General features: G+C 60.1%; 16 protein-coding genes. 6 read left to right on the forward strand and 10 right to left on the reverse strand.

Going from position 1 to position 17,484, the window contains the following annotated elements; genetic code table 11:
* The first annotated feature begins 73 nt into the window (after nucleotides 1–73).
* Nucleotides 74–556 carry a sn-glycerol-3-phosphate transporter gene (locus tag K5K89_RS28015; RefSeq protein WP_071490461.1) on the forward strand — a complete coding sequence of 161 codons (483 nt, stop codon included), beginning with the start codon at nucleotides 74–76 and terminating at the stop codon, nucleotides 554–556.
* Here K5K89_RS28015 and K5K89_RS28020 read toward each other — a convergent pair.
* From K5K89_RS28020 to K5K89_RS28045, 6 genes are all read right to left on the reverse strand, one after another.
* The gene (locus tag K5K89_RS28020) at nucleotides 553–1,521 is read right to left on the reverse strand and encodes a CDP-6-deoxy-delta-3,4-glucoseen reductase (protein WP_071490462.1); all 969 of its coding nucleotides are present in this window, start codon (nucleotides 1,519–1,521) and stop codon (nucleotides 553–555) included. The two genes, K5K89_RS28015 and K5K89_RS28020, sit on opposite strands and share 4 nt — an antisense overlap.
* The gene (gene ubiD / locus K5K89_RS28025) at nucleotides 1,521–2,987 is read right to left on the reverse strand and encodes a 4-hydroxy-3-polyprenylbenzoate decarboxylase (protein ID WP_222540621.1); all 1,467 of its coding nucleotides are present in this window, start codon (nucleotides 2,985–2,987) and stop codon (nucleotides 1,521–1,523) included. Before ubiD ends, K5K89_RS28020 begins: the two co-directional genes overlap by 1 nt.
* A 59-nt stretch (nucleotides 2,988–3,046) precedes the next feature.
* Entirely contained in the window at nucleotides 3,047–5,029 is a 1,983-nt protein-coding gene (locus K5K89_RS28030) for an acyltransferase family protein (protein ID WP_222540622.1), read from the reverse strand.
* A gap of 153 nt (nucleotides 5,030–5,182) precedes the next feature.
* The gene (gene rho / locus K5K89_RS28035; protein ID WP_016973082.1) at nucleotides 5,183–6,442 is read right to left on the reverse strand and encodes a transcription termination factor Rho; all 1,260 of its coding nucleotides are present in this window, start codon (nucleotides 6,440–6,442) and stop codon (nucleotides 5,183–5,185) included.
* 235 nt (nucleotides 6,443–6,677) lie between these two features.
* Nucleotides 6,678–7,007 (reverse strand): thioredoxin TrxA, encoded by a 330-nt coding sequence (gene trxA / locus K5K89_RS28040; RefSeq protein ID WP_003213989.1) that lies wholly within the window; start codon nucleotides 7,005–7,007, stop codon nucleotides 6,678–6,680.
* A 121-nt stretch (nucleotides 7,008–7,128) separates the two neighbouring features.
* Nucleotides 7,129–7,824 carry a FadR/GntR family transcriptional regulator gene (locus tag K5K89_RS28045; protein ID WP_092241750.1) on the reverse strand — a complete coding sequence of 232 codons (696 nt, stop codon included), beginning with the start codon at nucleotides 7,822–7,824 and terminating at the stop codon, nucleotides 7,129–7,131.
* Nucleotides 7,825–8,079: 255 nt separating this feature from the next.
* Between K5K89_RS28045 and K5K89_RS28050 the strand changes: the two genes are divergently transcribed.
* From K5K89_RS28050 to K5K89_RS28065, 4 genes are read left to right on the forward strand one after another with little or no spacing between them, the layout of a single operon-like run.
* Nucleotides 8,080–8,865, forward strand: a complete 786-nt coding sequence (locus K5K89_RS28050; RefSeq protein WP_071490465.1) for a transporter substrate-binding domain-containing protein — start codon at nucleotides 8,080–8,082, stop codon at nucleotides 8,863–8,865.
* 15 nt (nucleotides 8,866–8,880) lie between these two features.
* Nucleotides 8,881–9,549, forward strand: a complete 669-nt coding sequence (locus K5K89_RS28055; protein WP_017736949.1) for an amino acid ABC transporter permease — start codon at nucleotides 8,881–8,883, stop codon at nucleotides 9,547–9,549.
* On the forward strand, nucleotides 9,546–10,196 hold the full coding sequence (locus tag K5K89_RS28060; protein ID WP_071490466.1) for an amino acid ABC transporter permease: 651 nt from the start codon (nucleotides 9,546–9,548) through the stop codon (nucleotides 10,194–10,196). The genes K5K89_RS28055 and K5K89_RS28060 overlap by 4 nt, the downstream gene beginning before the upstream one ends.
* Entirely contained in the window at nucleotides 10,183–10,920 is a 738-nt protein-coding gene (locus K5K89_RS28065; RefSeq protein ID WP_071490467.1) for an amino acid ABC transporter ATP-binding protein, read from the forward strand. Before K5K89_RS28060 ends, K5K89_RS28065 begins: the two co-directional genes overlap by 14 nt.
* Here K5K89_RS28065 and K5K89_RS28070 read toward each other — a convergent pair.
* The 4 genes from K5K89_RS28070 to K5K89_RS28085 form a co-directional block, all read right to left on the reverse strand.
* A complete protein-coding gene (locus K5K89_RS28070; protein ID WP_222540623.1) occupies nucleotides 10,892–11,425 on the reverse strand; it encodes a hypothetical protein in 534 nt (177 codons plus the stop codon). The two genes, K5K89_RS28065 and K5K89_RS28070, sit on opposite strands and share 29 nt — an antisense overlap.
* Nucleotides 11,415–13,916, reverse strand: a complete 2,502-nt coding sequence (locus tag K5K89_RS28075; protein ID WP_222540624.1) for a fimbria/pilus outer membrane usher protein — start codon at nucleotides 13,914–13,916, stop codon at nucleotides 11,415–11,417. Before K5K89_RS28075 ends, K5K89_RS28070 begins: the two co-directional genes overlap by 11 nt.
* A 7-nt stretch (nucleotides 13,917–13,923) precedes the next feature.
* A complete protein-coding gene (locus K5K89_RS28080) occupies nucleotides 13,924–14,661 on the reverse strand; it encodes a fimbria/pilus chaperone family protein (protein ID WP_222540625.1) in 738 nt (245 codons plus the stop codon).
* A gap of 84 nt (nucleotides 14,662–14,745) precedes the next feature.
* Complete coding sequence (locus K5K89_RS28085) at nucleotides 14,746–15,405, reverse strand: DUF1120 domain-containing protein (protein WP_222540626.1); 660 nt, start codon at nucleotides 15,403–15,405, stop codon at nucleotides 14,746–14,748.
* 444 nt (nucleotides 15,406–15,849) lie between these two features.
* Here K5K89_RS28085 and ppx point away from each other — a divergent pair, with 444 nt between their 5' ends.
* Entirely contained in the window at nucleotides 15,850–17,352 is a 1,503-nt protein-coding gene (gene ppx, locus K5K89_RS28090; protein ID WP_071490471.1) for an exopolyphosphatase, read from the forward strand.
* The last annotated feature ends 132 nt before the right edge of the window (nucleotides 17,353–17,484 follow it).

The raw sequence follows: 17,484 nt of genomic DNA on the forward strand, positions 1-17,484 counted from the left end.
CCAAGCCGTCAAAATAGCGCACACGTCCCGACCCACCTAGCCGCCTGTCAAACCGACTATCGAGGTCGCACCCATGAAAAAATTCCGACTGCCTGGCCTGCTGTTCCTGGCCCAGGCCACCACCGCTCTGGCGGGCGAAGCACCAGCCACCGAGGACGACAAAGGTTTCTGGTACGCCCAGACCAGCGTCTACACCCGGCACTTTGCGCCGGACCCGGACCACAACAACAACCAGGACCTGATCGGCCTGGAGCGCAATGAAGCCTCAGGTTTTGTGTATGGCGGGGCGACGTTTCGCAACTCGTTCAGCCAGCGCTCGTTCTACGCGTACGCGGGTAAACGCTACGACCTGGCGGACTCTCCGGTGTACCTGAAGCTGACCGGTGGGGCGATCCAGGGCTATCGCGGCAAGTACCGCGACAAGATCCCGTTGAACCGTTTCGGCGTGGCGCCGGTGATCATTCCGTCGGTGGGCGCCCATTACGGGCCGGTGGCGGCGGAATTGGTGTTGCTGGGGTTCAATGCAGCGATGGTGACGACCGGCGTACGATTTTAAGCACGCGGCGCATAGGCAAACACATCAGCCCGCATCTGGTGCGCATCCATGCCGGCTTCGACCAACGCATCCAAAGTGCCATAGATCATGGCCGGTGAGCCGCTGGCGTAGACGTGCACCGACTTGAGGTCGGCAATATCTTCGCACACCGCTTCATGCAACAACCCGCAGCGCCCTTCCCAACCGCACAGATCGCTGACGACTTTGTGCAGGAACAGGTTGGGCAGTTGCAGCCACTGATCCCAGTGTTCGATCTCGTAGAAATCTTCCGGGCGACGCACGCCCCAGTACAGGTGCACCGGGTGCTTGAAGCCGGAGGCGCGGCAATGTTCGATCAGACTGTGCATCTGCGCCATGCCGGTGCCGGCGGCGATCAACACCAGCGGCCCATCGGGCAGCTCGGCCAGGTGGGTGTCGCCAAACGGCAGCTCGACGCGGGCCATCTGGTTGCGCTGCAGTTGCGCAAGCAAAGTGCGCGCGCTGTCCTCGCGGGCCAGTACATGTAACTCCAGCTCACGCCCGGCATGAGGCGCCGACGCCAGGGAGAACGCGGATTTCTCGCCATTCTCCCGCTCGATCATCAGGTATTGCCCGGCGTGGTAACGCACCGCCTTGCCAGCCGGCGCACGCAGGCGCACCCGCCACACATCGCCACCGACCTCTACGCATTCACTCAATTGGCACGACAGCTTGCGCAACGGCAACTCTCCCGGCGCCAGCACGCCATCCCACAACACAATGCAATCTTCCAGCGGCTCGGCAATGCAGGTGTAGAACTCACCGTGATCACGCACTTCACCGGCCTGCTGCACGCGGCCTTCCACCAACAGCGCGGCGCACACATGGCACACACCGTTGCGACAGGCCTGTGGGCACTCGTAGCCCAGGCGGCGTGCGCCTTCGAGGATTCGCTCGCCAGGGACCAGCTCCAGCACGGCGCCGGAAGGTTGCAGGGTTACACGCATCAATCTATTCCCAATTCTTTCCAGATCGCATCGACACGGGCAGTGACGGCTTCATCCTTGACGATCACCCGGCCCCACTCGCGGGTGGTTTCACCCGGCCATTTGTGGGTGGCATCCAGGCCCATCTTCGAACCCAGGCCCGACACCGGCGAAGCGAAGTCGAGGTAGTCGATTGGCGTGTTGTCGATCATCACCGTGTCGCGCTTGGGGTCCATGCGCGTGGTGATGGCCCAGATCACGTCGTTCCAGTCGCGGGCGTTGATGTCGTCGTCGGTGACAATAACGAACTTGGTGTACATGAACTGTCGCAAAAACGACCACACACCGAGCATTACCCGCTTGGCATGACCTGGGTACGACTTTTTCATGGTCACGATGGCCATGCGGTACGAGCAGCCTTCCGGCGGCAGGTAGAAGTCAGTGATCTCCGGGAATTGCTTCTGCAGAATCGGCACGAACACTTCGTTGAGTGCCACGCCGAGAATCGCCGGCTCGTCCGGCGGCCGGCCGGTGTAGGTGCTGTGGTAGATCGGTTTGATCCGATGGGTGATGCGCTCGACGGTGAACACCGGGAAGCTGTCGACTTCGTTGTAGTAGCCGGTGTGGTCGCCGTAAGGGCCTTCATCGGCCATTTCACCCGGGTGGATCACGCCTTCGAGGATGATTTCGGCAGTGGCCGGTACTTGCAGGTCGTTGCCGCGGCATTTCACCAGCTCGGTTCGGTTACCGCGCAGCAGACCGGCGAAGGCGTATTCGGACAGGCTGTCGGGCACTGGGGTCACGGCACCGAGGATGGTGGCGGGGTCGGCACCCAGGGCCACGGAGACCGGGAAGGGTTTGCCGGGATACTTCTCGCACCACTCACGGTAGTCCAGCGCGCCGCCACGGTGGCTCAGCCAGCGCATGATGACCTTGTTGCGGCCGATCACTTGCTGGCGGTAGATGCCGAGGTTCTGGCGGTCCTTGTTCGGGCCTTTGGTGACGGTCAGGCCCCAGGTGATCAGCGGGCCGACGTCGCCGGGCCAGCAGGTCTGCACCGGCAGCATGGCGAGATCGACGTCATCGCCTTCGATGACCACCTCCTGGCACACCGCGTCCTTGACCACTTTGGGGGCCATGGCAATGATCTTGCGGAAGATCGGCAGCTTCGACCAGGCATCCTTGAGGCCCTTGGGCGGCTCGGGCTCCTTGAGGAAGGCCAGCAGCTTGCCGATCTCGCGCAATTCGCTGACCGACTCGGCGCCCATGCCGAAGGCCACGCGCTCCGGCGTACCGAACAGGTTGCCGAGCACCGGGATATCAAAGCCGGTCGGGTTCTCGAACAGCAGCGCCGGGCCCTTGTTGCGCAGGGTACGGTCGCAAATCTCAGTCATTTCCAGCACCGGGGAAATCGGCATCTGAATACGTTTCAACTCTCCGCGCTGCTCAAGTTGCTGCACGAAATCCCGAAGATCCTTGAATTTCATTAACCATGCCACCCGTAAAATAGGCGTACATCCTACCTGCTCTGAAGGCGGCTGGCAGCTTAATTGGCCGTTAGCCCTCGTGATTGCAGCGAACGAAACAACGGTTCCAGGAAGGCCTCGACGTGCCGCGCACCGGCATCAGAGAGGTGATTGTCATCGGTGTACAGCGCTCGGCCGTTGAACTCAACCCGGCACAAGCCATCGGCGCCGCACAGCAAGGGCGCGGGGTCGAGCACCGTGACACCGCTGTCGGCCGCTGCCAACTCGTCAAACAGCTGGGAGATAAAGGCTTGGCGCTTGAGGTGCTCGGCCACGGGCAGGCCTTCTCGGTCCACCGGCCGGTGCATCATCGCCAGGCGACTGAGCCGGTAAGGCACGATGATTTCCTGCAGCGGCACCTCCTTGATCAGCCATACTCTATGGCCTGCTGCGCGCAAATCCTTGATGCGCTCGCGCAGCCCCTCAGCGAAGCGTTGCTCAGCGATGGCACGCACGTATTGTCCTGTCGCGGGGTCCTTGAGCGCGTGCTCTTTGTCACCTGACATCTGCCCATAGAGGTACAAGCTCCAGCGCGCCGCCAGCACCACATCGCTGAAGGATCGCTCGGCCAGCGCTTTTTCCACGCGATGATTGAAATGGGCGCAGCGGGCAATGTTTTCCAGGCCATCCAAAGGCACGCAACCCGCAAAACTGGCCTCTACCAGGCTGATGTCGTGCCGCTTGGCCGCCATCTCAAGTGCTGGAATCAAGGCCGTGGCGTGACTGTCACCCCATACCAATGCGGAAACCGCGCTGTCTTTAGAACCGAAATAACAGAACAGCCGCTCGTCGGGCGTGTCTTTGTCGGCCATGCACGCCATCAACTCCGGGCTCCACTTTTTTGCCTGGGCATAACGCAGGGCCTGCTCGGATAAGCGCGATGGCACACCGTCGGCCTTGCGCAACGCCACACCTGTGATGCCGAGGCACAGGATCCCGACGCACGCCGCCGCCAGAATCGCCTTACGCCCGGGCAGCAGGCGCTTCTCCCGAAACGGAGTTTCCACAAAACGCCAGGACAGGTAGCCCAACACCAGGCTCAGCAGCATCAGACCGCCCAATTCAAGCGGGCTCAGGCCATCAACCGCGGCATAGCTGGCATACACGAACACCGGCCAGTGCCACAGGTACCAGGAGTAGGAAATCAACCCCACGCCCACCATCACCCGTGAACTCAGCAGGCGCCCGACCCAGGTGGGTTGCTGGCCGTTGGCCCAGATCAGCCCGACCACACCCAGCACCGGCAACAACGCGGCCGCACCGGGAAACGGTGTGGCTGAATCGAAGACTAAAACGGCGATCAGTATCAGTGTCATCGACAACAGGCTGATCCCTTGGGCCAGAGCGGGCGACGCTCGCCATTCACGCAGGGGCATCACCGCCAGCATGGCGCCGGCCAGCAACTCCCAGGCACGCAGATGCAACAGGTAGAACGCCTTTTGCGGCGCATGGACTACCGCCCACAGGCTCATGCCGAACGACACCAGCAAAATCCCGAATAGCGCCAGGCGCCAATGCTTCAGGCGACTGGCCAGCAAGGTCAACAGCAGCGGGAAGATGATGTAAAACTGCTCTTCGACCGCCAGCGACCAAGTGTGCAACAACGGCTTGATGTCGGAGGCCGCCTCAAAGTAACCGTGCTGGCGAGAAAACAGCAGGTTGGAGGTGAAGATCGCCTGGTAGTGCACCGACCGCCCAAGCTCCTCGTAGTCCTTGGGCGCCAACAGGAACCAGCCCCCCACCAGGGTGGCCGCCATCATGACAAACAGCGCCGGCAGGATGCGCCGGGCACGCCGCGCCCAGAAATCCACAAAGCTGAAGCGCCCGGCCTGGCGTTCCCGACAGATGATCGAGGTGATCAGGAACCCTGAAATCACGAAAAATACATCTACACCGACGAAGCCGCCTGTTACACCGGGCACCCCAAAATGGAACAGCACCACAGCCAGCACTGCAACGGCGCGCAGCCCATCGATGTCTCTTCGGTAAGCAAGAACAGTCATAAAACGTAGTCAACCTGATACGAATGGGAGTGAGCGTAGCCTCACTCCCCTTTTTTGTTTCTTAACTGACACTTATGCCGCACAAACCTCCCTTTTTTGGCGCAAAAAAATGGCGCCCCTTGGTGCGCCATTTTTTCGACCTGAAACGTCGTACTACTTACGCTTCATCGACAGGAAGAACTCGTCGTTGGTCTTGGTGGTTTTCAGCTTGTCGACCAGGAACTCGATGGCGGCTACTTCGTCCATCGGGTGCAGCAGCTTGCGCAGGATCCACATGCGCTGCAGTTCGTCGTCAGCGGTCAGCAACTCTTCGCGGCGGGTGCCGGAACGGTTGATGTTGATCGCCGGGAACACGCGTTTTTCCGCGATGCGACGATCCAGTGGCAGTTCCATGTTGCCGGTACCCTTGAACTCTTCGTAGATCACTTCGTCCATCTTCGAACCGGTTTCAACCAGTGCGGTGGCGATAATGGTCAGCGAGCCGCCTTCTTCGATGTTCCGCGCGGCACCGAAGAAACGTTTCGGTTTCTCCAGGGCGTGGGCATCGACACCACCGGTCAATACCTTGCCGGAGCTCGGGATCACGGTGTTGTAGGCACGGGCCAGACGGGTGATGGAGTCGAGCAGGATCACCACGTCCTTCTTGTGTTCGACCAGGCGCTTGGCCTTCTCGATCACCATTTCGGCAACCTGCACGTGGCGGGTTGGCGGCTCATCGAACGTGGAGGCAACCACTTCGCCGCGCACGGTGCGCTGCATTTCGGTTACTTCTTCCGGACGCTCATCGATCAGCAGCACGATCAGGTGAACTTCAGGATTGTTACGCGCGATGTTCGCGGCAATGTTCTGCAGCATGATGGTCTTACCGGCTTTCGGCGGGGCGACGATCAGGCCACGCTGGCCTTTGCCGATCGGGGCGCACAGGTCGATCACACGGCCGGTCAGGTCTTCGGTGGAACCGTTACCGGCTTCCATCTTCATGCGCACGGTCGGGAACAGCGGGGTCAGGTTCTCGAAGAGAATCTTGTTTTTCGCGTTCTCGGGACGATCGAAGTTGATCGTGTCGACCTTGAGCAGGGCGAAATAACGCTCGCCTTCCTTCGGTGGGCGGATCTTGCCAACGATGGTGTCACCGGTGCGCAAGTTGAAGCGACGGATCTGGCTTGGCGAGACGTAGATATCGTCTGGGCCGGCGAGATAGGACGCGTCAGCAGAGCGGAGGAAGCCGAAGCCGTCCTGGAGAATCTCCAGCACGCCATCACCGGAGATTTCCTCGCCGCTTTTCGCGTGCTTCTTGAGCAGGGAGAAAATCACGTCCTGCTTGCGCGAACGGGCCATATTTTCTATGCCCATTTCTTCGGCCAATTGGAGCAGGTCGGTAATCGGCTTTTGCTTGAGTTCAGTCAGATTCATATAGGAATGACGTAATCATTTATGGAGGGGGGAAATTAAGCTTTTGGCTTAATGAGGCCGCGCCGCAGAGAAGGCGACAGGATCGCGTACTAATCGAAAAGGAATGCGTCGGCGACGGCTTGCAGGGGGCAGTGGAGAAACCAGTGCGGGGCCGAATGTACCACTTGAGTTTCGGAGCGTCTAGCCCTGTTTCACGAAAAAGCCCCGCTATTTTGCGGGGCTTTTTTGAGGACGCTTAGATGTTCGCGTCGAGGAAAGCTTGCAGCTGAGACTTCGACAGCGCGCCTACCTTGGTCGCTTCGACGTTGCCGTTCTTGAACAGCATCAGGGTCGGGATGCCACGCACGCCGTGCTTGGCCGGGGTTTCCTGGTTGTCGTCGATGTTCAACTTGGCAATGGTCAGCTTGCCTTCGTAGGTGGTCGCAATGTCGTCCAGGACTGGAGCGATCATTTTGCAAGGGCCGCACCATTCAGCCCAGTAGTCAACCAGCACCGGGCCTTGAGCCTTGAGTACTTCGGCCTCAAAGGTCGCGTCGGTGACGTGCTTGATAAGATCGTTGCTCATGGATGTCTCCGGATTGTAAGCAAAAAAAACGTGGCCCATCATAGCCGCCCTTCCCCCGTTCAGGAAGCCGCCTCTGATTGAGTCTTCCTATGATGGCCCATGAGTCTGGGTATAGCCCAACTCAGGGCGTTATGGGAGTCACGAAGGCTATGCCGGTGCGCAACGCCGCATTGCGTACGTGCTCCTGCATGGTTTTTTGCGCCGCCGCGCTGGCGCGCCGGGCCAGCGCGCGCACTATCCGGCGGTGCTCCTGCCAGGTTTCCATGGCCCGCTCCGGTCGGATGAACGGTAGCTTCTGACTCTCCAGAAAAACTTCGGCACTCGCGCTCAGAATGCTCACCATCGCCTGGTTGCCGCTGGCGAGCAGGATGCGCTGGTGAAATTCGAAGTCGAGCCTGGCGGCGGCTTCGAAGTCGCCGGCCTTGAGCACCTTGCGCATGGCCTCGACATTGTCTTCCAGGCTGTCCAACTCATCGAGGGTCAGCGTCACCGCCGCCAACCCCGCCGCAAAACCTTCCAGGGCATAGCGCAACTGGAAGATATCCAGTGGCGTAGCCTGCGCCGCGAAGGGCCAGGCGAATCCCGGTGACTCCTCGACCGCCTGCACGAACACGCCCTTGCCCGGCTGCACACTGACCACACCCAACGCACTGAGGGACGACAATGCCTCACGCAACGACGCTCGGCTCACCCCCAACTGCACTGCCAGGTCACGTTGGGACGGCAGTGCATCGCCCGGTCCGAAGCCTTGCTCCTTGATCAGTTTGCGAATGGCCTGCAGGGCCGCTTCCGGTACGGCTTGGGCGATGGAATTCATAAAAAACTCAAGGTTCCAGTCAACTGAGTGGCTAGTTGTAAAGCTATTCGCGGCGGGCGGCAAGCCACGCCCCAAAGGGGCTCGCGGGGTTTTGCCGACGCTCGAAAACAGTGCGCAAAGCCCCGACACTGTTCAGACCAGTCCGACCACCAAAACTCAACAAATACTGGCCCTGCAGACGATTCTGAGGGTGATGGCATGGGCTGTGCACTGGGCAAACCCAGAAAATCCCTTCGCCCTTCTCGGAGTGTTGCCATGACCAAGCGCTACAGCGCCCTGCTTACTGCCCTGTTTGCCAGCCTGATGCTGAGCCAGGCACCCGCCCAGGCCAATGGTCTGGACGACATCGTCGCCCGTGGCACCCTCAAGGTCGCCGTACCCCAGGACTTCCCGCCCTTCGGCTCGGTCGGCCCTGACATGAAGCCACGTGGCCTGGACATCGACACCGCCAAGCTGCTGGCCGACCAGCTCAAGGTCAAGCTGGAACTGACCCCGGTCAACAGCACCAATCGTATTCCGTTCCTCACCACCGGCAAGGTCGATCTGGTGATCTCCAGCCTGGGCAAGAACCCTGAGCGGGAAAAGGTCATCGACTTCTCCAAGGCCTACGCGCCGTTCTACCTGGCCGTGTTCGGCCCGCCTGAAGCCGCCATCAGTAGCACCGACGACCTCAAGGGCAAAACCATCAGCGTGACCCGTGGCGCCATCGAAGATATCGAACTGACCGCCGTCGCCCCCAAGGAAGCCACGATCAAGCGCTTCGAAGACAACAACTCGACCATCGCCGCCTACCTGGCCGGCCAGGTCGACCTGATTGCCAGCGGCAACGTGGTAATGGTGGCGATCAGCGAACGCAACCCAAAACGCGTACCCGCGCTGAAGGTAAAGCTCAAAGACTCGCCGGTGTACGTGGGCGTGAACAAGAACGAGCCGGCCTTGCTGGATAAGGTCAACCAGATCCTGGTCGCGGCCAAGGCCGATGGCAGCCTGGAAAAGAACGCTATGCAATGGCTGAAAGAGCCACTGCCCGCCGATCTCTGAAAGCGGAGCTGACTCATGGCGTATCAATTTGACTTTGTGCCGGTGCTGGCCAACACCGACCTGCTGCTGCGCGGCGCACTGTTCACCCTCGAGCTCACGGCCATCGGCGCCATCCTCGGCGTGGCCCTGGGCACCGTCGGCGCTGTGGTGCGGGCGTGGAAAATCCAGCCGTTCGCCTGGTTCTTCGGCGTTTATGTCGAGTTGATCCGCAACACGCCGTTCCTGGTGCAGTTGTTCTTCATCTTCTTCGGCCTGCCGTCCCTGGGGCTGAAGATCACCGAGTGGCAAGCCGCCGTGCTGGCGATGGTGATCAACCTGGGGGCCTACTCCACGGAAATCATCCGCGCCGGTATCCAGGCCATTCCTCGCGGGCAGCTGGAAGCCGCTGCGGCGCTGGCGATGACGCGCTTCGAAGCCTTCCGCCACGTGGTACTGCTGCCGGCGCTGGGCAAGGTGTGGCCGGCCCTGAGCAGCCAGATCATCATCGTAATGCTCGGCTCGGCGGTGTGCTCGCAGATCGCCACTGAGGAACTGAGCTTTGCCGCCAACTTTATCCAGTCGCGCAACTTCCGTGCGTTCGAAACCTATGCCCTGACCACCCTGGTGTACCTGTGCATGGCGCTGATGATTCGCCAGTTGCTCAACTGGATCGGTCGCCGCTTTGTGATGAGGAACAGTCGATGAGTGATTTCTCGTTCTGGGACATCGTGCGCAACCTGGCCACCGGCCTGCAATGGACGCTGCTGCTGTCGGTGGTGGCGTTTGTCGGGGGCGGCGTGATCGGCTTGCTGGTGATGACGATGCGCATCAGTCGCAAAGCCTTCCCGCGCAATGTCGCCCGCACCTACATTGAGCTGTTCCAGGGCACGCCGCTGTTGATGCAGCTGTTCCTGGTGTTTTTCGGCATAGCCCTGCTGGGTGTGGATATCTCGCCCTGGCTAGCGGCGGCGATTGCCCTGACGTTGTTCACCAGCGCCTACCTCGCCGAGATCTGGCGCGGCTGCGTCGACTCCATCGCCCACGGGCAATGGGAAGCGTCGGCCAGCCTGGCGCTCAATCCGCTGGAGCAACTGCGCTATGTGATCCTGCCCCAGGCACTGCGCATTGCCGTGGCGCCGACGGTGGGCTTCTCGGTACAGGTGGTCAAGGGCACCGCCGTGACCTCGATCATCGGCTTCACCGAACTGACCAAGACCGGCGGCATGCTCGCCAACGCCACCTTCGAACCCTTCATGGTCTACGGCCTGGTGGCCCTTGGTTACTTTTTACTCTGCTACCCCCTGTCCCTCAGTGCTCGCTACCTGGAAAGGAGACTGCATGCCTCTGCTTAGAATTTCCGCCCTGCATAAGTATTACGGCGATCACCATGTGCTCAAGGGCATCGACCTGACCGTGGATGAAGGCCAGGTGGTGGCGATCATTGGCCGCAGTGGCTCGGGCAAATCCACGTTGCTGCGCACGCTCAACGGCCTGGAGTCCATCAACGACGGCGTGATCGAGGTCGATGGCGAGTACCTCGACGCCGCCCGCGCCGACCTGCGCAGCCTGCGGCAGAAAGTCGGCATGGTGTTCCAGCAGTTCAACCTGTTCCCGCACCTGACGGTAGGCGAGAACGTCATGCTCGCGCCGCAAGTGGTGCAGAAAGTACCGAAAGCCAAAGCGGCGCAATTGGCCAGGCAAATGCTGGAGCGCGTCGGGCTGGGCGAAAAATTCGACGCTTTCCCTGATCGCTTGTCCGGCGGCCAGCAACAACGCGTGGCGATTGCGCGCGCCTTGGCCATGTCGCCCAAGGTGCTGTTATGCGACGAAATCACCTCGGCCCTCGACCCGGAACTGGTCAATGAAGTGCTCAGCGTGGTGCGCCAATTGGCCAAGGACGGCATGACCCTGATCATGGTGACCCACGAGATGCGCTTCGCCCGTGAAGTCGGCGACAAGCTGGTGTTCATGCACCAGGGCAAGGTGCATGAAGTGGGCGACCCGAAGGTGCTGTTCGCCAACCCGCAAACCGCCGAGTTGGCCAATTTCATCGGTTCTGTGGAGCAGCCGGGCTGACCAGCTCGAAACTGCCCTGCCCCTCCAGCACCGTTTGATTGCGAACATGTAACGCGTCAGCGGGCAGGTGGGTATCGATTGCCACCTGGGCGCTCAATCGCCGGCCGGTCCCTCGTGCCACCAGGGCCTGTCCTGGCAATAACTGCCCGCTGGCGGTCTCACCGGGCAAGTGTGCCTGCGTCCACTCGACAGTACGCCCATCCAACTGGGCGTGCTTGAGGGTCAGGCTGAAACGCCCCTGACGGCCAAACCGAAAACCTTGCCCATTGGCTGCACCGGTAAATCGCAACGCGATGGCCGCTGGCTCCTCACACAGTACGTTCAGTTGCACCATGCGCGTGCCGAGCGCGATTGAAGGGGGTTCGACAAGCGCCTCCCTGCGAATAACACCGTAGTCGACACGCGGCTGACTTACGGACAGCCGGCAGTTTTGCGCCTGTGCCCCTTCGGCTAACAACGCGACACAAATCAGCACGAAGCCCATGCTTCTCAGCTTAACGGCCATGGCACACCGCCGAACCGGTCTCGTAGAACTTGTCATTGTCGACCTTCGACTGGGGGGCAAGGTTGAGCAGGCAAGAGGAAGAGTCCGGCAACAGAACCCGCAGTATTTGGGCGTCATTGCCATCGTTGAGGAAAATCATGCCGTCACCCACCACAGTAGTCAGGAACCGATTGTTTTTGTCGAATACAGAAGCGCCCTGAGGCAGCGGCCGCCCTTGTTGATCGCTAGCACTCAGCAGCACGCGGCGAACAGTCACGACATCGAAAGTAACGTTATTGACGGAGCCTCGGCCTGCAGCCAGCACTTGGGTGCCGTTCTTCAGATCGACACGTTTTGGCAAGGACTGGGTTTGCACCTCGATACGACTGTTGGTGTAGGCGGGTAAATCGGCGAGCACCGCCTGTCCGGTGAAGTCGGTCCACACCGGACCTTGCGGGGTATCGATTTTTGCAGCGCCAATGTCACCCACCGAGACGATGCCGAAGGTGTCCTGTACGGTATAAGGCGAGAAGGTCAGCCCACCCTGATGGGCCACCACGCCACCCTGAACTTGTCCTGAATAGGTGGTGCCCTGCGGGTCACGACTGATACCCAACCCGGCTCGGGCATATCGCGGCAGCACGTCCACATTGGCCCGGATCGATTGTTCCTGACGACTAAGATCGCGTTCGACGCCCAAGTCATAACTCACGTACTCATTGACCCGCTCACTGAATGAGCTACCTGCGCGGGACTGGCCCCCTTGACGACTGATATAGCTGCTCACACGCCGATCAGCCCCCAATGGCACACGAACCTCCAGCCGCAAGGACAACCCATCTTCCTGCGCAGAATCGCGGCGGGGACGGTCACCCGGGGCATCACGGCGGGCCCGAGTGCCGCCCACCTGCGAGTCGCCGATCAGCGCGACGTCGGCATAGCGGTATGACTTGTTCCACGCCGCGAACACATGCTCGGCCATATGCCCGTCGAATTGGGCGCTGCGGGTGTAACCTACCGAAAAGCCGCCAAGCGTGGGGTCTACCCAGTTCATGCCCGCCGTAAATTGATTCTTGAAGCGAGAACCCACGCCCTCGACCCTGGATGAACGCCCGGCTTCAAGCACCTCACGATAACCACGGGTCTGGGTAGTTGCGCTCAGGCTGACATCGATATCGGCGATAACCGGGCTGCTCACGGACACGCTGCTGCGTGACCCCGAGAGTGCATTACGACTGTCGTGGGACAGATTGTGACGTGCGCCCACGGAAACGCGCTGGAAAAACACGCTGCTCAGCGTGCCGCCAGACGACCAGTATTCATCGGTACTCAACAGGCCAAAGCCCGCAGACGAGTCACGCCCCAGGCCCCATGTGCCGCTGCCCACGGCAACCACGGGCGACGCCCCGCTTTCGGATGCGTTTTCCCGCACCTTGCCAAGGGAAAAGTAATAGCCGGGAGCCGCCGGTGCGGCGCCCGCAAACGAAGCCGCCGGAACCACGAAACTGCGCTTGGCACCTCGTACATCGATGACACTGACTTCCAGGTCGCTGGTGCCATTGAGCAAAGGCAGCCCCGTCAGCCGGAAGGGGCCTTCAGGCACGAGCGTGCTGTGAATCAACACGCCGGACTGGCGCACTTCAATCCGCGATTGGCTCTGGGCCAGGCCTTCTACGACGGCATTGTTACTACCCGCCGGCACCCGCGACTGGCCGTCAGGAGAAAATTGCACGCCCGATAGCTGGATACCACCGAACAATGGGTTGTTGGTGGAGATCTGCCCCGCCTGGAAAGTCGATCGCAATGCAGCGATGTCTCGCTGGGCGTAGGCATAAAGGTGCTCAGTACGGGTATTACCATTGTCAGCGACATAGAACTGACGACTGCGCACAATCCAGTCGCCCAAATTGAAGCCAGCCTCGGTATAAGCCGATACGAACCGGCGGGCCCCACTGCGCGAGCGGCTGTCGAAACCCAGCACGTCATAGTTGAACAGGGCCGCCGTGCCGCCATGGGCGAAATTTCCGGCCTCCCATTGCGGCTCACGAAACGATTGGGTCGGCACCACCAGTGCCACTTCATCGATGCCGGGTCGCAGCCGCACCATCGTCGTCGGGAAGGCACCGAGGAAATCATGACAAGCGTCATCGGCAGTGTTGCCTTCACGAACGATTTCACGCGGCTGCACCAAGCCGGCTTTCTCCAGCAACCCTGGGGTAAAACACAATTGGCCTTGCGAGTCGAACCGCGCATCCACCAGCCCGAGCGGGTTGCCATTGACCCGTAGCCCCACAACCTGGGTACCTTCGCGAAAACGCGCCGCACTGCGAAAATAGTCCGAGACCTTGGGGTCGATTCCGTAGGTAGTCAGTGCCGCGACGTCGAAACCCTCTCCCAACTCAAGCGCAGAGACGAGGCTGGGCAAACTCCACAGCGTCGCAAACCCCATGAGTAACGTGGGTCGACGCGGCCAACAAGAAGCTGCAAGGCTTCTATTCGACAAGTTAGCCATGAGCCGATCAACTCCCATCGACATTGATCGGCGCTCGGTAGCGGTCTACCGAAAAGCCGTAGACCGTGGCGGGTTGGAACTCGACTTCGGCCAAGCCGCCCAGGGTGCCCTCAACCTGTGCCGTCAGCACTTCCCCCGGCAAAATGTAGGTGCGAGGCAAAGTGGCCATGGCCCTTTGGGGAAGAAGCTGTACATCCGGCAGCAGGCGCACCACATAAGCGCTTTCGTTGTGAACGGTGAGACGCTCCCCTGCACGGCTCCACTTCAACAGTTCCCAAGGCGAATCATGCCGAGGCAAGTCTTTGGGGTGCAGGATCAGCGGCAGGTTCTGCCGAACGGTGATACCAATGGTCGCACCCGTTTTGGCGCGCGCCTGTGGAATCCCCTCAAAGGACACGCGTTTCAATCGCTGGGTCTTCAACGGTTCTTTCAAAGTGGCAATAAAACGCACTAATTGGATTTCACCCGCTTCTACACGCGTGATAGGGGGCGTAACGATCAATAAGGGCTCCTCATCTTCGGGAACGTTCTCCACAACCGAGTGAAGAAGTGCCGGCCCCGCATCGGTATTCCTGATATTTATCGTGGCCTCGCCCTGTTCTTCAAAAAGAATAACCACCGAAGTTTCCGGCAGCATGCCGTCCGCCGCGGCAACATGGGAAAAACACAGGCAGATACTTGCACCTAACAACCGCAACTTATTTATTACTGAAAGACTACGCACCCAGTATTCCCCGTAGAGCATGAAGTTAGCTATTGCAGCCAATCGCCCATATGAAAACAGCCGATCAAAAAGCGCCTGCCTTTTGATCGGCTACAGTTAAACCGCTTAGAGGTAAACCAATGTCAGCGAGGCGCGCCCTTCAAGAAGGACATCGCGGGTCAGCGTCAAGTCTTGAGCTTTATTGATAACGGCCCTGACGGCGATAGTCCCGGTCATCTGGGAGAGCGAAGCCGGAACGAGGGTCGTACCGCTGCGCCAGGAATACTGACTTGGCAGTCTTGCGACCTTGCCATCACTGTTCAGCCAGGCACCGACATCGCTGCCACGCGTAATAAGAGAAAGCGTTGCGCCTGGTGACTGCAGGTCTCTGAGCGTGATTGCATAACCGCCGGTGTTTTTACCCGCTACCGTACCCAAGCCAAAATTATGAATCTCGCTATGACCTTGGCCGAGCGAATTCAAGATGCCTGGCACCCTGCTGGTCGACTGCAGGTCGTTAAAGGTCAGCCCGAACGGGGTGTGACCTGTGCCGCAATTGATCGTCACTGGAGTGGTCAGCTCCCGAAGCGGCGTCGGGCTCCCTTGGGACAAGGAGCTCGAGAGAATATTACCGTAACTGACAATGCCCTCTCCGGTCATGCGGAGGTTACAGGAGGCAGGTTTGATCGTGCCTGTGACCTTCAATTCGGCAACCGTCGTTGCCTGTGCACCCACAGCCGCGGCGAGGCAAGCGATACCGAGAGCCAATCCAACAATTTTCTTCATGTTCGACCTATCACTAAAAGTTAGCTGGCGTATTTATTTCTGCCTTGTAGAACAAACCATAAATAAATAACGCCACGGCACAATTGCCAAGTGACAGTGTGTCTCGTTGGAAACTAATTAAAGAATAAGACAACACCTTAATTACTGTCGGAGCCCTACAAATAATTTGTCAGTATCGCGTACCTCAGAAGTAGTCCCGAATCAGGCCACGAAAAGAAAACCGAAACTAACTTGTAGGCGAAATCACAATTAACCGTCCCACAGGGCAAAGTTAAAAGCTCCTACAACGCTCAGAAACTTCTCTAACAGAGTGCGAAACAGCAACCTACCTGTCCCAAAAGAATTACCTACAGACGACCTCAGGAAAATTCCCCAAGCACTACGCGTTGGCTCCAGCGGTCGATCGTGGCACGATGGTCAGGTTATCGACCGAGACCTCAAACCATGCCGCAATCCCAAGCCAAGAATCTGTCCCTGATCGCCGCCATCGACCTGGGCTCCAACAGCTTTCACATGGTCGTGGCCAAGGCCCAGAACGGTGAAATCCGCATCCTTGAGCGGCTCGGAGAGAAAGTGCAACTGGCTGCCGGGATCGACGACGAGCGCCAGCTCAACGAAGAATCCATGCAACGCGGGCTCGATTGCCTGAAGCGGTTTGCGCAACTGATCAACGGCATGCCCCTGGGCGCCGTTCGAATCGTCGGCACCAACGCGTTGCGTGAAGCGCGTAACCGTGGTGAATTCATCCGCCGCGCCGAGGAGATCCTCGGGCACCCGGTAGAAGTCATCTCCGGCCGTGAAGAAGCCCGTCTTATCTACCTGGGCGTGTCCCACACCCTGGCCGATACACCAGGCAAACGCCTGGTCGCCGACATCGGCGGCGGCAGTACCGAATTCATCATTGGCCAGCGCTTCGAGCCGTTGCTGCGCGAAAGCCTGCAGATGGGCTGCGTCAGCTTCACCCAGCGTTACTTCAAAGACGGCAAGATCACCCCGGCACGCTACGCCCAGGCCTACACCGCGGCGCGGCTGGAAATCATGAGCATCGAGCACGCCCTGCACCGCCTGACCTGGGATGAAGCCATCGGCTCGTCCGGTACCATCCGCGCCATCGGCCTGGCACTGAAAGCGGGCGGCCATGGCACCGGCGAGGTCAACGCCGAGGGCCTGGCGTGGCTCAAGCGCAAGCTGTTCAAGCTGGGGGATGCCGAGAAAATCGACTTCGACGGTATCAAGCCTGATCGTCGCGCGATCTTCCCGGCCGGCCTGGCGATTCTCGAAGCGATCTTCGATGCTCTTGAACTGCAACGCATGGACCACTGCGACGGCGCCCTGCGTGAAGGCGTGCTCTATGACCTGCTGGGTCGCCATCACCACGAAGACGTGCGTGAGCGCACGCTCACTTCGTTGATGGAGCGTTACCACGTCGACCTGGAACAAGCCGCCCGCGTGGAGCGCAAAGCCCTGCACGCCTTCGACCAGGTGGCCGAGGACTGGGACCTGGAAGACGGCGTCTGGCGCGAGTTGCTGGGCTGGGCCGCCAAGGTGCATGAAGTGGGCCTGGACATCGCCCACTACCATTACCACAAGCACGGCGCCTACCTGATCGAGCACTCGGACCTGGCCGGCTTCTCCCGTGAAGACCAGCAAATGCTGGCCCTGCTGGTGCGCGGCCATCGCCGTAACATCCCCAAGGACAAATTTGCTGAATTCGGCGACGAAGGCATCAAGCTGATCCGCCTGTGCGTGCTGCTGCGCTTTGCGATCCTGTTCCACCACATCCGTGGCACCCAGGCAATGCCCCAAGTGACCCTGCGCGCCGACGGCGACAGCCTGGATGTGGTATTCCCGAAAGGCTGGCTGGATGAGAACCAGCTGACCCAGGCGGACTTTGCCCTGGAAGCGGAGTGGCTGAAGCGGGTGGGGTTCAGCCTGAACCTGCGCTGATCTGAAGAACTCTGCAAAACAATTGTGGGAGGGGGCTTGCCCCCGATAGCTGTGGATCAGTCCAAGTATTTGGTGACTGACACACCGCCATCGGGGGCAAGCCCCCCTCCCACATTTTTAAACCCCGCAGGG

The sequence above is a fragment of the Pseudomonas sp. DR208 genome (assembly GCF_019823005.1).
GTDB classification, from domain to species: Bacteria; Pseudomonadota; Gammaproteobacteria; order Pseudomonadales; family Pseudomonadaceae; genus Aquipseudomonas; species Aquipseudomonas extremorientalis.